This is a genomic window from Hwangdonia lutea (assembly GCF_032814565.1).
Classification (GTDB): Bacteria; Bacteroidota; Bacteroidia; order Flavobacteriales; family Flavobacteriaceae; genus Hwangdonia; species Hwangdonia lutea.
The window spans coordinates 3,716,050-3,732,533 of sequence record NZ_CP136521.1; the positions used below are offsets into that span (position 1 = coordinate 3,716,050).

The following is a 16,484-nucleotide window of genomic DNA, read 5'->3' on the forward strand; positions in this document are numbered from 1 at the left end:
TAACTTTTAATTTTAAAGCACCAAGCATTTAGCCAATGTATCCTCATAAATCGTTTCGTATTGCGGTACAATGTGATGCAAATCGTATTTTAAGGATTCTTTTCTAGCGTTACTTTTAAAGGTTTTTAATCGGTTGTCATCTTTTAAAATATGTAAAGCGTTTTTAGTCATATCACTTACATCGCCCACCTCACTTAAAAACCCAGAAACTCCATGGATATTTACCTCGGGTATACCTCCCGTGTTACTCGATATTACGGGTACGCCAGAGGCCATGGCTTCCAATGCGGCCAACCCAAAACTTTCGGTTTGCGATGGTAATAAAAACAAGTCGCTAAAGCATAATATCTTATCAATTTCATTACTTTTCCCAAAGAAAACCACCTTATCGGTAATACCTAATTCTTGGCATTGCCATTCCATTTTTTCACGTTCGGGACCTTCACCAACCAACATGAGTTTTGCCGGTATTTCTTTTTGGATGTTATAAAAAATTGTAATAACGTCTTGTACACGTTTTACTTCACGAAAATTACTAATATGGGTAATTATTTTCTCATTGTCAGTAGCCATCATAGCTCTTTGGCAATCGGTAAAATCGTGATTGTATTTACTTAAATCGATAAAATTAGATACCACATTTATTTCATTCTTAATATCGAATAAACGCAGGGTATCTTCTTTTAAACTCTGTGAAACCGCTGTTACGGCATCCGATTTATTAATACTAAAGGTAACCGCTGGTTTGTAAAATGGATGACTGCCAACCAAGGTAATATCGGTACCGTGAAGCGTGGTTACAATGGGTACATAAATATTTTCTTCAATTAGCATTTTTTTAGCCATATATGCCGCATAAGCATGAGGAATGGCATAGTGCACATGTAGTATTTCAATTTTATGAAGCTTTACCATATCGACCAATTTACTCGACAATGCCAATTCGTATGGTTGGTAATGGAATAACGGATATTCTGGCACGTTCACTTCGTGGTAATGCACATTATTACCCAACAAATCCAACCGTACAGGTTGATTATAAGTGATAAAATGAATTTCGTGCCCGCGCTTAGATAATTCCAAACCTAGCTCTGTGGCTACAACACCACTACCTCCAAATGTGGGGTAACAAACTATACCTATTTTCATATATTATGTTTTAAGTGCCTAAAGTTCTTTCCAATTTAAGTCCTTTTTACTTATAACTCTAAGTACTTTAATCTTCAATCGCTTCGTAAATTAAACGTTGAATATCTGTTCTTATGTTCTTTTTCAGCAATATATTTCGTCCCGCTCTCGGATACGTTCTATTGGCCAAAAACACATAAATAATTTCTTCTTCAGGGTCTGCCCAAGCATAGGTGCCGGTAAACCCGGAATGCCCAAAACTCGTCATTGATATGCACCCGCATGTTGGCCCTTCTTCCCCCAATTGAGGTTTGTCGAAGCCCACACCTCGCCTATTGTCCTTTTCGCAAAAATAGCAGGTGTTAAACCTATCAACCGTTTCTGGTTTTAAATAGCGTTTACCACCGTAAAATCCTTTTTGCAAGTACATTTGCATAATTTTGGCCACATCGTTAGCATTGCTAAAAACACCGGCATGACCGCCCACACCATTTTGCATTGCCGCACCCATATCGTGAACATAGCCATGTACTTTTTGGTAGCGGTAATAATCGTCAATTTCAGTAGGAACAATTTTCTTATTGCTTATTTTATGGTACGGGTTATACATGGTATAATTGGCGCCCAACGACTGATAAAAACGGTCTTGTACAATTTCATCTAATCCTTTGTCGTAATGCTTTTCAATAAATTTCTTTAAAATGTAATACGGAAAATCACTGTAGCGATATCTTAATCGGTTTAACAATTCGGAGTCTTTAATAATGCTGTTTATTGAGTCTTTATAATCACTTCGCAAATACAGATTTTTAGTGACTTCAATATTGAATTTATCACTTTTGGTTTTTCTATAATATTTTGCACTCGGGCGTTTGGTTATCGAATCTAGGGTTTTATAATAAAAGGGTTCCCACGGGCGTAATTGTGCGTAGTGAGACAGCATTTGCTTAATGGTAATGTTTTTTTTGTTTGATTTTTTATACTCGGGCAAAATTTCTGAAAGTTTACTGTCTAATGATACAATGCCCTGTTCTACCAATTCCATGAGCAAGGGCAAGGTGGCTATGATTTTGGTAAGTGAAGCCACATCGTAAATATCATCAAAAGTTACTTTTTCTTTACCTTTATAGGTGTGTTTTCCGAAGTTTTTATTGTAGATAACTTTCCCGCGTCTTGCGACTAAAAGCTGAATGCCGGGTGTCATCATCGAATCCACAGCTCTTTGAGCCACAGCATCTATTTTACTCAGTTTTGTCGAACTCATACCCACACGTTCCGGACTGGAATAGCCCAATCGTTTTATTGAAAAGGTATTTATGCCATCGCCCTCCTTAAAAAACGGGCCGGTTGAAACGGGCAAAGTGCCCTTGGCAGCCAAAGCACCAAATATAAGTTGTGCCGATTTTTGTTGCGCAATATCACTGTTTTGATAACTCACCACGATACTTTCAATATTTTCGATGGTTTTTAAATCGGAAAGCGCATAAGGTTTTACAAAAACATCTAATATTACGGTGTGCGTCCTAGCTATTTCATACAACCAAACCAATTCTTTATCGGTAAATTTATGAGCTTTCCAAGGGTTATCGTTAGAGCGATGCAAGCCTACCACAACCGTATTATATGGATGCAGCTTATTTATTAATTCATCTAGATTTTCAGCTTCAACTGCGTGGACTTTAGTATATTTTTTAAGTTCGTTGAAGAAAGTTTTTCCACTGTCGTCACCCATTTTAACATACGCTATGGTTTTTGTTTCAAGCTGTCGTAATGGCAACAAATCGTTTTTGTTTTTTACTATGGTTAATGCATCTTCAATAAGATCTTCGTATAAAACATCGTCTTCAATTCTATTCAAATCTTTCGATAGATTATACAATCCAATAGGTTTATAATTATTCAGTCCGACCTTATATTTAGCTTGAAGCACTTTTTTAACCGAATGTGCTAAACGCGCTTCGGTAATTTCGCCTTTTTCATAAGCTTCGGCTATTTTTGAAATACCCGTGGGAACATCTTCAGAAATTAACAATACATCGTTACCCGCTTTAAACGCGGCTAAATCGATAGCTCCAGATTCATCGAAATTTGAAGCCCCTTTCATATTTAAGGCATCCGTAAAAATAAGCCCTTTAAAGCCCAAGCGTTCCTTTAAAATATCGGTAACAATATGTTTTGATAAAGATGAAGGATAACCGGGACGCGACTCTAAACTGGGAACGTTTAAATGCGCCACCATAACGCTTGAAAGCCCTTCTTTTATTAATTTTTTATACGGATACAGCTCGACGGAATCTATACGTTTTTTACTGAAATTAATGGTTGGCAATGTTTTATGTGAATCTTGATCGGTATCGCCATGCCCGGGAAAATGCTTTGCGTTGGCCAAAACACCAGCACTTTGCATACCTTCCATAAAAGCCAAAGCCTTGGCGGTTACATTATCTCTATCTTCACCAAACGACCGGTTGCCAATTATGGGGTTTTTAGGATTGGTATTAATATCCACCACAGGTGCAAAATTAAAATGAACGCCTAAGCGCCTGCAATGTTCGCCAATATGTTTTCCGGCTTGTTTAACAAGATTGTTGTCCTTTATGGCACCGAGTGTCATATTCCACGGAAACGAGTAGGTAGAGTCCAAACGCATGCCCAATCCCCATTCGGCATCCATCCCAACCAAAAGCGGCACTTTAGCGGTAGCCTGTAACATGTTGTTTAATTTGGCTTGTTTTACCGGACCACCTAACGAATAGATAACACCTCCCAATTTATGATCTTGAATGAGTTTTACATTGGCATCTATGGCTTTTTTATCTTGATTGGTAAAAACCATAATCATGTACAACTGCCCTATTTTTTCTTTTAGGGTTAAGGAATTATATACACTATCAACCCATTTTTGTTGTGCTTCTACATTTTTAACCAATAAAGGATTTGTGGTAGTCTGACCAAATGCAAAAATTAGGGTAAAACATGAAAGTATTGAGAGTATAAATTGGCGCATAGCGTAGATAATTTTTTTTTATTTTTTTCGTAAAAACACTTTAATAGAAAAAACTGTGCCAAATTACCACTTTTAAAAAGAAGAAAAAAAGACTTTAAGATAGATTTATAAATAAGATTGTGAACAGTTTCTTTAATGTTCGAAACTGTTAAATTACTCCAATAAGTCTATATGTCTGTCGTGGTAGCCCAACAAATACAAAACACCGTCTAACCCGATGCTAGATATGGCGTTTTGTGCATTATCTTTCACCTTTGGTTTGGCGTGAAAAGCGATGCCTAAACCGGCAAGATTAAGCATCTGCAAATCGTTTGCTCCATCGCCAACGGCAATGGTTTGGCTTATATCGATGCCTTCCCTTTTTGCTATTTCCTTAAGGTATTCTGCCTTTTTATTGCCATCGACAATATCACCAAGATAACCGCCCGTTAACTTGCCGTCTTTAATTTCCAATTGATTGGCATAAACATAATCGATACCCAATTCCTTTTGCAAATAATGACCAAAATAGGTGAAACCTCCCGATAAAATTGCGGTTTTAAATCCGTATGTTTTTAAGGTGTCTATAAGTCGTCTTGCGCCTTTGGTTATGGGTAAATTTACGGCAACATTTTGCAGCACATCTTCGCTTAAACCTTTTAGAAGCTTCATGCGACGTTTAAAACTTTCGTTAAAATCTATGTCGCCGTTCATGGCCGATTCTGTAATGGCCTTTACCTTTTCGCCCACTCCGGCTAATTCTGCCAACTCGTCAATAACTTCTGTTTGAATCAATGTTGAATCCATATCGAAACACACCAAACGTCGGTTTCTTCGGTAAATATTATCTTCTTGAAAAGCGATATCGACATCTAAATCGTGTGAAATTTGCATGAATTTTTCAGTAAAATCTCTTTTGCAATCTATTTTGCCTCTAATGGATAATTGAATAGATGCTCTGGGGTATTCTTCTTCTTTAACTAATGATAAACGTCCTGTGAGCCGTTTTATAGAATCTATATTGAGGTTTTTTTCTGAAATAACTTTGGTGACTTCTGATATTTGTTCGGCAGCCAGTTTTTTTCCCAGAATGGTAACGATGTAGCGGTCTTTTCCTTGAAGATTAACCCATTTTTCGTAATCTTCGAGCGAAATGGGCATAAATTTGGCTTTAATCCCAAGTTCGTAAGATTTGAACAGTAAATCTTTTAAAACGGGTGCAGATTCTTTACCGCGTTCAATAACAAACATAATACCCAAAGATAGTGTATCGTGTATGTTTGCCTGCCCAATATCCAATACTTTGGCACCGTACTTAGCCAAAACCTCGGTTAAGCTCGAAGTTATACCTGGTTTATCCTGTCCTGAAATTGTTAATAAGAAAATCTCGTTAGTCATAATGTAATTTTCACTCTTTTAATCAGATAATTATCAGGGCGTAAAAATCATTATTCTATTTGAGAAATAAAAGTTTTTTGGGGTTATAATACACGCTTATCTTAATTTTTGATAATCATATAATCAAACTGTAAATTTAAGATAGAAAAGCAATGATAATAAGATAAAACTAAAAAATAATCTATTTTACAAAGCGCCCATGCCAGCTTTCGCTTGCAGGTACTTCCCAATTCTCATTGAATTCAGCAATGTTATTGACTAAATTATTAAAAACGATGGTGTTTTTCGATATGGCTTTGTCTTTTGCCATTTTCCTGAACTCGGTTAATGGTTTGTAGGCCACGTACTCGCCTTGTTTGTAAGATACATTCATTTTATCCATAAGGTCGACGTTATATTCCTTTTCCAATTGTTGAATAAAATGAACCGACGCATCAATGGAGCAACCCGTGGCTTTATTTACATCTTGGTTTAAGCCCAATACAATAAAACGTTTGTATTTTATGGTGTAACCTGCTTGTAAATCGCTGCCGTGTGCGGTCCAGTTTTCGATAAAAGTATTAAGTTTCGATTGTATTTCTTCTAATTCCTGTTCGGTAAACGAACGGTTGGCTTGGTATATCCAAACCCGGGATTCTTCGGGTAATGTATTAAAATCAACTAGCATTTTATTTGTCTTTCTTGTGTTTAATTCGTGCAACAATAATCATTCCTATTCCAAAAAGAATAAAACCGATAATAAACTTTTGAAGATTAAATTCCTTATCCTTATAATAATCTACAATGGCAATAAAACCGGCGTAAATTAAGCCCGTTACTAGGCCGTAAATTATTTGCTGTTTTATACCTTTAGGTGCCATTTACAAGTCTTGGGCATTGGCGATAAGTTCTGCAATATCCATAACTTCAACATCGTTTTCCTTTTCTTTGGCCTTAACGCCATCGGTCATCATGGTGTTACAGAACGGGCAACCTGCCGCTATAATTTCTGGTTTAACATCCAAAGCTTGTTCGGTACGCTCCACATTAACATCTTTGTCTCCTTTTTCGGGTTCTTTAAACATTTGTGCGCCTCCTGCGCCACAGCACAATCCGTTGCGTCGGCAGTTTTTCATTTCTACCAATTCTGCTTCCAATTTTTGAATGAGCTCTCGTGGTGCTTCGTAAACATTGTTGGCGCGCCCTAAATAACAGGGGTCGTGAAAGGTGATGCGTTTGCCTTTAAATTTACCGCCCTCGATGGTTAAACGCCCTTCGTCCAATAGTGTTTTTAAGAACTGTGTATGGTGCATTACCTCGTAACTACCACCCAATTCCGGATATTCGTTTTTGATGGTATTAAAGCAATGCGGACAAGCAGTAACGATTTTTTTTACTTCGTAGGCATTTAGCACTTCTATATTGGTTACGGCTTGCATTTGAAACAGAAACTCGTTTCCAGCGCGTTTTGCAGGATCGCCGGTACAGCTTTCTTCGGTGCCCAAAACGGCAAATTCTACATTGGCTTTGTTTAAAAGTATAACAAATGCTTTGGTTATTTTTTTTGCTCTATCGTCAAAACTACCGGCGCACCCTACCCAAAATAATACTTCGGGTTGCTTACCTTGGGCCATAAATTCTGCCATGGTTGGTACTTTTATTGTTTCGCTCATTTATTAAAGTTTAATAGCTACAAGGATTTAAAAAACCTTGCAGAATGTTTGTTGGGTTTTGCGTTAGGGATTGCAGCGGCATCCTTTTTGTTTTTCACAAAAAGATATAGCGGAAAGCCCGACCCTCCCGATAGTTATCGGGATGGGTAACGCCCAAAATATTTTTTTATTCGTCTTCGTTTTTCTTTTTATTTTCCAGCATTAAATTTTGCTTGTATGCTTTGGCCGTTTCCAACAGTCCAGCGGGTACGATTTGATAAAACAACGGCGAATCTGCATCGTAATTTACCATAACCCATTTATTATTTGTGGAATCGTCTCGCAATAGAATGGTGACTCTGTTGTTCATTAAAATATCCATGGCGTTGTTGGTTGTAAACGTAACGTCCATGTCTTTGGCTTTCATCATGGTGACCATCGTCTTTTTTGCTTCGTCATCAAATTCTTGGTTATGAAAGGTCATATTCATTTTCATATCGTACGAAACAAAAGCGTATTCCAAATTATTTTTATCGCCTTTAAAAATTTCTGATAACTTATATTCTGGAATGATTTTAGGTATATCGACAGTAAACTCTTCGTTGCCCTCAAAGGTTGATTTAAAAAGATCTTTTAAAGTTTCTCGGGGAGCCATTTCGAAAGCCTTTGGATGCATCATATCTAATATCGCATCGTAGTCTCTGTTATTCATGTCTACAAACATTTTGTTTGCCAAACCATTAATGTGTTTTTGCGTATCGGTACTGGTTTGTGCAAAACCTATAAGGCTGATTAGCGTTAAAAGGCTACATAAAATAAGCTTGAAACTAATTGTTACATTTGAGTGTTTTATCATAATTTTTATTCATTTTTCCAATTTAATCGATCCATTTGATTGTACGGCCACGGCGCACCATTATTCTCAATATTAGTCATCATATTATTGAGTTCAACTGGTGCCGCCGATTGCTCCATAACCAAATAGCGACGCATATCCAGAATGATTGATAGCGGATCGATACTTACCGGACAAGCTTCTACACAGGCGTTGCACGAGGTACAGGCCCAAAGCTCTTCACGGGTAATGTAATTATCTAAAAGCTGTTTTCCGTCGTCTTTAAATTCGCCGTTATTAGCGTCAATATTTTTACCCACTTCTTCCAAACGGTCGCGGGTATCCATCATTATTTTTCGAGGCGATAACTTTTTACCGGTTTGGTTTGCGGGACATTCGCTGGTGCATCGACCACATTCGGTACAGGTATAAGCGTTTAGAAGTTGTACCCAATTTAAATCTTGAACATCGCTGGCACCGAATTTTGCAGGTGCTTCGCCGTCATCTTCGGGAACAGCGTAAGGGTCGGCATCAGGATCCATCATCATTTTCACCTCTTTGGTAACCGCTTCAAGGTTGTTAAATTGCCCTTGTGGTTTTAGTTTTCCGTAATAGGTATTTGGAAATGCCAATAAAATATGCAAATGTTTTGAAAAATATAGGTAATTTAAAAACACCAAAATACCGACAATGTGTAGCCACCAAGCGGCGCGTTCAATAACATGCAATGTGCTTTCTGACAATCCTGAAAACCACGGTGCTATAAATTGACTAATGATGTTGCCGGAATTCAGATCTTGAAAATGGACATCGGTGGCATTCATTATTAAAAACAGCGTCATTAACACCATTTCGAAATACAGAATAAAATTACCATCATTTTTTGGCCAGCTCGTCATTTCGCTTTTCCAGAAACGCGCTAGTTTGATAATGTTTCTACGAATCCAAAAAATTGTAACCGATATAAATACCAAAATGGCCAATACTTCGAATGCGCCTATTAAAAATCCATAAACCGATGTTGGCAATACTTTTAAGCCAATTCTGTGAGTGCCAATTAAACCATCAATAATGATTTCCAACACTTCAATATTTATGATGATAAAGCCCACATAAACCACAACATGTAGCAATCCAGCAATGGGGCGACGTACCATTTTACTTTGCCCGAGCGCAATCATGGTCATGTTTTTCCAGCGTTGCGATTTGTTATCGCTAACATCAACATCTTGACCGAGTTTTATATTACGAATTAATTTTTTTACGTTTTTTGCAAAATATCCTATACCAACAATTAGTATAATTGCAAAAAGCACGTTTGGTAGGTAATTCATATTTTAAAGGCGTTAATCTTTTTGTTTAATTTCGTTTCCCTCAGCATCGTATTGTTTTGGTTTTTTTCCAAATAATGAAAAATGCACATAGCGCTTGGGGTTTAATTTCATATCTTCCAACAACTGCTCCAATTGTAACGTGGCACCTTCTAGGTTATCATATAAACCTTCGTCCTTTAGCAATTTGCCCATCGAGCCTTCGCCATTTTCTAAATTAGCAATAATTTTATCGAAGTTTTGAAGGGTTGACTCTAAGTTTTTTATCGTCTTTTTAAGGTCCGATTCTGAAATGGTATGTGTTATTTTCGCTAAATCGCCAGTTAGTTTTTCAGCATTGGTTAAAACGCTATCAATTTTAACCTGATTACCCTTAATTACCTGATTTAAAGCAAGTGATGTGCTTTTAAATGAATCTATAGTAGAGCTTAAACTAGCAATACTTTTTTTAAGATTCGTTTTGGTTTGGGCATCAAAAACCTGATTTAAATTATTCAACAAACTATCGGCGCTCACCATCATATTTTCAATCTTTCCTTGTAACGGCGTGAGTTTTTGATTCACCAATTCGCTTAATCCGGCTTTTACCGAACCTTGCAAATAAGAATCTTTTTCGGCGTTTTCGGCACCATCGAACGCAGGGACAATGGCAATAGCTTTTCCGCCTATTAAACCTGTTTCGTAAAGTTCTGCTTTACTGTTTTTTGAAAACTGAAAATCGTTATCCACTAAAAGCTTTACCAATAATTTGCCAGAGCCATCGCCTTTAAAACCTATGCTAATCACTTTGCCAACTATTAAACCATTGATGGTTACTGGGGTTGATGCGGTTAAGCCTTCAACATTATCGTAAACGGCGTAAAATGTACGGGAGGAATCGAGTAGGTTTTTGCCTTTTAAATAATTGAATCCGAAAATAAAAAGGATAATTCCTGATATAACTAATATGGCTGCTTTAACTTCTTTTGATATATTCAAAATAAATATGTTTAGTGAAACAAATTTAAGATAAATTTAAAAAGAATGAATCTAATTAGCAGTTGTTTTTAAAGCTTCGGTTAAAGATATTTTTTCGCCGTCTTTAAAAGCCACGATGTAACCGGTTTTAAAACCCGCGGTTTTGGCTTCTTCTTCTAGCTTTTTTATGGTATTGTAATTTGAAGTTTCGCCATAAAAATATTTGTATAAATTATTTTCTTTGGTTCTGGAAATGTTGTTTAAACCTTTAAAATTATACGGTTTGGTTTCTAAGGCTTTCGAGCTTGCGGCAATTTGCACCTTAAAAACAATGTTGTGATAATTGTTGTCAACTTGGTCGATAATCTCTTGTTTATCATCAGAAAACATATAATCAATAATATTGCTTTCTAACGATTTTTTAAATTCTAGAATAGCCGTAGAAATAGATTTGGAAATTTCTTGTTGTCCTTTTTTGGAATTTAGATAATAACTTTCCGCTTTATTGGTTAAAAACCCTGTTTCTACTAATACACTTGGCATTGCTGTTTGATGTATTACCCATAAACTGGCTTGTTTAACACCTCTACTTTTTCGATTAATTTTTGTTGAAAAATTTTTCTCTATTAAACTGGCTAACAGTATACTTTGTTCAGTATATTCTTCAACCACTAAAGCGTTTGTAATTAGCGATTCCGGAGAGCTAGGATCGAAACCTTTATACGCTTCTTCGTGGTTATCCTCTAAATAAATAACTTCATTCTCTGCTTTGGCCACTTCTAAATTACGCTGTGTATTGGCAACACCCAACACATAAGTTTCAGTACCATAAGCTTGTGAATGATGAGCATTACAATGGATAGATACAAATAAATCTGCATTAGCTTTGTTGGCTATTCTTGCACGCTCTTTAAGCTCAATAAAAACATCTTTTTTCCGAGTATAAATAACTTTAATATTGGGGTGCTTTTCTAGTTGTTTACCAATTTCCAATACAATTTTTAACGCTATATCTTTTTCCTTGAAACCATATTTTGAAGGTTTACCAGGATCTTTTCCGCCATGGCCTGCATCTAACACCACAACAAATGGAGGGTTGTTTTGATTATCATCAACATTTATAAAGGAAGAAAATGTTAATACTATGATAAAAGATACGAAAAGTAATATTCTGGACGTTTTCATAAGTGTTTTTAACGCGTAAAAATTCGGTTTATTACCTAATAACACGGGGTTAATATTTAATTTTAAATTTTTCCGTTGAATAATAAATTATCACAGAAAAATATATGTAATTTTGGCAATTCAAAAACCGAGCCATACTTTTACAAAAATACATTTAAAAGCGTTGCGTACAAACAACTTTAAAATACTTTTTGCATTAAGTTTTACAGTGTTTATCAACACGTTTAGCTTCGCTCAAGATATTCCGAAACCTACCGATAGCATTAAACCCGCTGTTAAGGATAGTGTGGTTGTTCAAGCCAAAGACCTTATAAAAGACGGAGCTCCGCCTGAAAAAGCGCAAGATTCCACGACAACAGATTCCATCAAACCAAAAAAAGAATTATTAGAGCATATTGTAAGATACAGCGCTACGGATTATACCTCGTTCAATCAAAAAAAACAAAAGCTTTATTTATATAATGATGCCGAAATAGATTATGGCGACATCAACATTAAATCGGGCAGCATTGTTATAGATTACAGCACAAATACGGTTTACGCCAAGGGTATTTTAGACTCTGTGGGCACCTATTCTCAAGCACCTGTTTTTACCCAAGGTCAAAATATAGTTGAACCGGATTCCATTGTTTTTAATACCCAAACGGAAAAAGCACTAATTTATAATTCTAAAACAGAGCAATCTGGAGGTACCGTTATTGCCCAAGTCACAAAAAAGGAGAACGATTCGGTTTATTTTATACACCGCGGAAAATACACAACTGCCGAGAATTTAGACGATCCCGAATATTATATTCTATTGAGAAAAGCCAAAATAGTACCGGGTAAAAAAATTGTAACAGGGTTAGCCAATCTTTTTATTTACGAGGTACCAACACCCATTGGGGTACCTTTTGCTTTTTTTCCGCAAAGCGAAAAACAAACCTCGGGGGTTTTAATACCCACTTTTGGTGAGCAGAACGATCGTGGTTATTTTTTACAAAATGGTGGGTATTATTTTGCCATAAACGATTATGTAGATTTAGCCGTTTTAGGCGATTATTACACCAACGGAAGCTACGGATTGCGTTTGGAAAACACCTATGCCAAACGCTACAGATTTAGAGGTAATGTTGGATTTCGATACGAAAACCTAATTACCAGCGAACGTGGTTTTCCAGATTACGGAAAATCTACGGTGTACAATTTACGCTGGTCGCACAGTCAAGATAGTAAAGCCAACCCCAGTTCGCGCTTTTCGGCATCGGTAAACTTGGGAAGTAGCACGTATTACAGGCAATCTATAAATCAAATTAATACGGGCGCATTTTTAAATAATACCTTATCGTCATCGGTATCGTATTCTAAAACTTTTGAAGGTGAACCTTCGGTAAATTACAGTGTTACGGCAACGCATTCTCAAAACACCAACACCGAGCAAATCAACATGACACTGCCTACTTTTCAAGGAAACGTAAGCAGGATATTTCCGTTTGCACCTAAAAACGGGTCGAAAAAAGGTATCATTCAAAACATAAATTTTCAGTATAGCGTACGGGGGGAAAACCGTATTCAAACCACCGATTCCCTTTTCTTTAAAAAGGAAATGTTTGATGATGCCAAAACAGGTTTTCAGCATTCCATTCCCATTAGCACAAACTTTAAACTGTTTAAACATTTTAGTTTAAGTACCTCGGCTAGTTTTAATGAAGTGTGGACTTTTAAAACCATTGATAAATTTTACGATAATTTGACCGATGAAGTAATCACTGAAACCGTAAATGGTTTTGATGCGTTTAGAACCTATAATTTTAGCACTAGTTTAGGAACTACGGTTTACGGGATGTTTAACTTCAAAAAAGACGACAAAGCCAACCCTAAAATACATGCTATTCGACATGTTATTCGTCCGTCTATTAGCTATAATATCAATCCGGCTTTCGATAAGTATTATGAAACCGCCGAGGTTATTAACGCCGATGGTTTAACCGCCGCCGATATTGAAATTATTCAAAACGAAAACAACTTGGAATACTCGCGTTTTGATGGTGGCCTTTTTGGTACTCCGGGAAAAAACTTCTCCAGCTCCATGGGGATTTCTATCGCTAATAATTTTGAAGCCAAAGTACGCGATAAAGACAGTACCGCCACCGAGCCTAAAAAAGTGGTTTTACTTAACAACCTAAACTTTTCTACATCCTATAATTTTGCAGGCGATTCACTGCAATGGAGCCCCGTAAGAATGAGTGGTGGCACACAGTTGTTTGACAATAAATTGAGTGTGAATTTTGGCGCAACATTAGATCCATATGCTTTGGATAACAACAATAGGCGCATCAATAAATTCAATATTAATAATGGTGGTAGTCTTTTTAGATTAACAAGCGCAAACATGACAATGAGCTATTCACTCTCTGGTGGTGGTAAAAATGATGGCAGTGAAAACCGAGGTCAAGGTCGAGCCATTCAAGAAAACTTGCGTAGTGGTGGTCGTGATGATGATTTATTTGGAGTTTCTGAAGATTTTTCTAGACAAAATGAAGATGCCGATAACAAAAAAGATGAAGAGCCCAGTGCCTTTTACAATTATAAAATACCCTGGGATTTGCGTTTAGCCTACGCAGTTAATTACTCAAATAATACACGACAAAACGAAATATCGTCGCACTCGCTCATGTTTTCCGGCAATGTAGAATTATCGCCTAAATGGTCGGTCGGTGCCTCCTCGGGTTACGATTTAAAAAACAAGGGTTTTACCTATACACAACTGCGTTTTGAGCGCGATTTATTAAGTTGGCGCATGAATTTTAGTTGGGTGCCATTTAGCACCAGGGCGTCGTGGAATTTCTTTATCGGTATAAAATCGAATATCTTAAAAGACCTGAAATACGAAAAACGTCGACAACCCGACCAACGTCTTTAAGTAAATAAATGCCGATTTTTGGTTTTATTCATGCATTGTTTAATATTTTTATAAAAATGAATTTTTAAATCTTTTGGGTTTCACAACAACCAAAGTAAATATTAACGGATTCCTTCTCAAATACTATTTGGATTTAATGGAATTAAAAAACACCACAAACCAATGAAAAAAATTATTACTACCTCCAACGCCCCTGCCCCTATTGGTCCTTATAATCAAGCTGTTTTAAGCGGAAACACCCTGTATACTTCGGGGCAAATAGCATTTAACCCCGATACGGGAGAGCTTGTTTTAGACGATATTGAAACTGAAACCAAACAGGTTATGGAAAACCTGAAAGCCGTTTTAGAAGCTGCAAACATGACATTTGAAAACGTTATAAAGTCTTCGATATTTATTAGTAATATGGACGATTTTGGACAAATAAACGCCATTTACGGCAGCTATTTTGATGATGCCACGGCACCGGCACGCGAAACCGTGGAAGTTGCCCGTTTACCAAGAAGCGTAAATGTAGAGATTAGCATGATGGCAGTAAAATGATAATTTTCATTTTAGCTTAAAAAGTCTCTTTTATATTTTGTTTGATAGGTTGGGTGCAGTTGAAAGCTCTTATTAATTATAGGTAAGTTAATATATTTCGACAAGCTCAATAAGACAAAAAACTAGTCTTTTACGGCTCACTTTTATATTGAAGCATCAACTGAGGCGTATTTTACCAATAGCTCTTTTAGCTTTTCCACATCGATGGGTTTTGCTAAAAAATCGTCAATACCTGCTAATTTTGCATTTTCAATATCCTCATCAAAAGCACTTGCCGAAACGGCAATTATAGGTGTTTTCTGCTTTGCATATTTTCGGGTTCTCTTAATTTTTTCGGTGGCTTGGTAACCATCTAAATCTGGCATATAAATATCCATAAATACCAAATCGAAATCAAGAATCTTGTATAAATCGACGGCTTCCAAACCGTTTTTGGCAAAGGTACATGCGGCACCTTGTTGTTCCAATAGGAATTTAATTACTTTCTGGTTCATCCTATTATCCTCGGCAACTAACACATTAAACTTATCTAAAAGTATCGGTTTAATCTCTGGACTTGGCACTTGAATATTTAGGGTCTTTTTAAGTTGTAAGCTAAAATAAAATGTGGTGCCTTTATTTTCTTTACTTTCAATTTTAAGTTCGCCACCCATCAACTTTACTAAATCCCTGGAAATTGAAAGTCCGTAGCCGCCACCTCGGTAATCCGTAAATTTAGAAACTTCAGCTTTGTTCGTGGTTTTCAGAATTCTTTTTACTTCGTGAGAGCTCATGCCAACACCGGTGTCTTTTATATAAAAAGTAACAATTTGATCGTCATCGATACCAACCGTTTGGTCGACAATTATTGTTATTTTTCCGTTGTTGGTAAACTTAATGGCATTGTTAATCAAATTAATAAGCACTTGCTGAATTTTAGCAATATCGCCCAAAACCAAGAACTTTTTTTCACTTTCAAACAAGAACTTAAACTCTAAATCCAAACCTTTTTCCCAAGCTTGGTACTCGAAAATCTTAAATAATCGGGATAAATCAGTCTTTAAATTAATTGCTGCCAAATTCAACTCTACTTCTCCACCGTCAATTTTAGCATTATCAATAATCATGTTTACCAATTGCAATAAATGCTCAGACGAATAATCGGCAATTTCAACTTGCGCTTTTTGGTCAGCATCCAAGTCGGTTTGCTTTAACATATTAAGCATGCCCAACACAGTGTTTAGCGGTGTTCTGATTTCGTAGCTCATATTGGCCAAATAAATCGATTTATAATCGGCAGTATCTAAGGCATCGTTTAGCTGTTTCTTTAAATCATTTATTAGGTTACTTAAATTTTCTGCTTCTAGTTGGTTGGCGTATTGATTTTTTAAAAAACTAAAGGCAATAACCACTAAAACCAAAATAAGAACAGCCAATAATAAAGACACGCTTTGTAGTGCCAAATTATCTTCAAGGAAATTAAACCCCACAAAGAAAATTGATGCAAAAGCAATGCCTACAAAAATTATTAAAATAATTTTTGCGTATATGGGTTTTAATTGTTTTTTAAATAATGGCATTAATAGCAATTAATATTTAAATAAACTTA

General features: G+C 36.4%; 13 protein-coding genes. 2 read left to right on the forward strand and 11 right to left on the reverse strand.

Features of this window, described 5'->3' with window-relative positions; translation table 11 throughout:
- Positions 1-12: 12 nt before the first annotated feature.
- The 10 genes from bshA to RNZ46_RS16035 all read right to left on the reverse strand — a co-directional run bounded on the left by bshA (position 13) and on the right by RNZ46_RS16035 (position 11,451).
- Positions 13-1,149, reverse strand: a complete 1,137-nt coding sequence (gene bshA, locus RNZ46_RS15990; protein WP_316983175.1) for an N-acetyl-alpha-D-glucosaminyl L-malate synthase BshA — start codon at positions 1,147-1,149, stop codon at positions 13-15.
- 67 nt (positions 1,150-1,216) lie between these two features.
- Positions 1,217-4,135 (reverse strand): serine hydrolase domain-containing protein, encoded by a 2,919-nt coding sequence (locus tag RNZ46_RS15995; RefSeq protein ID WP_316983176.1) that lies wholly within the window; start codon positions 4,133-4,135, stop codon positions 1,217-1,219.
- Between the two features lie 153 nt (positions 4,136-4,288).
- Entirely contained in the window at positions 4,289-5,512 is a 1,224-nt protein-coding gene (gene serB / locus RNZ46_RS16000) for a phosphoserine phosphatase SerB (protein WP_316983177.1), read from the reverse strand.
- A 181-nt stretch (positions 5,513-5,693) separates the two neighbouring features.
- Positions 5,694-6,179 carry an ABC transporter ATPase gene (locus RNZ46_RS16005; RefSeq protein WP_316983178.1) on the reverse strand — a complete coding sequence of 162 codons (486 nt, stop codon included), beginning with the start codon at positions 6,177-6,179 and terminating at the stop codon, positions 5,694-5,696.
- A 1-nt stretch (position 6,180) separates the two neighbouring features.
- Positions 6,181-6,372 (reverse strand): hypothetical protein, encoded by a 192-nt coding sequence (locus tag RNZ46_RS16010; protein WP_316983179.1) that lies wholly within the window; start codon positions 6,370-6,372, stop codon positions 6,181-6,183.
- Positions 6,373-7,164, reverse strand: coding sequence for a (Fe-S)-binding protein (locus RNZ46_RS16015; protein ID WP_316983180.1), 792 nt, complete (start codon positions 7,162-7,164; stop codon positions 6,373-6,375).
- 166 nt (positions 7,165-7,330) lie between these two features.
- Positions 7,331-7,999: a hypothetical protein gene (locus RNZ46_RS16020; protein WP_316983181.1), complete on the reverse strand. Its 669-nt coding sequence runs from the start codon at positions 7,997-7,999 to the stop codon at positions 7,331-7,333.
- Between the two features lie 5 nt (positions 8,000-8,004).
- On the reverse strand, positions 8,005-9,312 hold the full coding sequence (locus tag RNZ46_RS16025; RefSeq protein ID WP_316983182.1) for a (Fe-S)-binding protein: 1,308 nt from the start codon (positions 9,310-9,312) through the stop codon (positions 8,005-8,007).
- 12 nt (positions 9,313-9,324) lie between these two features.
- The gene (locus RNZ46_RS16030) at positions 9,325-10,287 is read right to left on the reverse strand and encodes an MlaD family protein (protein WP_316983183.1); all 963 of its coding nucleotides are present in this window, start codon (positions 10,285-10,287) and stop codon (positions 9,325-9,327) included.
- A gap of 51 nt (positions 10,288-10,338) precedes the next feature.
- Positions 10,339-11,451 (reverse strand): N-acetylmuramoyl-L-alanine amidase family protein, encoded by a 1,113-nt coding sequence (locus RNZ46_RS16035; protein ID WP_316983184.1) that lies wholly within the window; start codon positions 11,449-11,451, stop codon positions 10,339-10,341.
- 112 nt (positions 11,452-11,563) lie between these two features.
- Here RNZ46_RS16035 and RNZ46_RS16040 point away from each other — a divergent pair, with 112 nt between their 5' ends.
- Together RNZ46_RS16040 and RNZ46_RS16045 are read left to right on the forward strand one after the other, a co-directional pair.
- Positions 11,564-14,353: a putative LPS assembly protein LptD gene (locus tag RNZ46_RS16040; RefSeq protein ID WP_316983185.1), complete on the forward strand. Its 2,790-nt coding sequence runs from the start codon at positions 11,564-11,566 to the stop codon at positions 14,351-14,353.
- 162 nt (positions 14,354-14,515) lie between these two features.
- Entirely contained in the window at positions 14,516-14,896 is a 381-nt protein-coding gene (locus RNZ46_RS16045) for a RidA family protein (protein ID WP_316983186.1), read from the forward strand.
- Between the two features lie 143 nt (positions 14,897-15,039).
- Here RNZ46_RS16045 and RNZ46_RS16050 read toward each other — a convergent pair whose 3' ends face one another.
- Positions 15,040-16,455, reverse strand: coding sequence for a response regulator (locus RNZ46_RS16050; protein ID WP_316983187.1), 1,416 nt, complete (start codon positions 16,453-16,455; stop codon positions 15,040-15,042).
- Between the last annotated feature and the right edge of the window lie 29 nt (positions 16,456-16,484).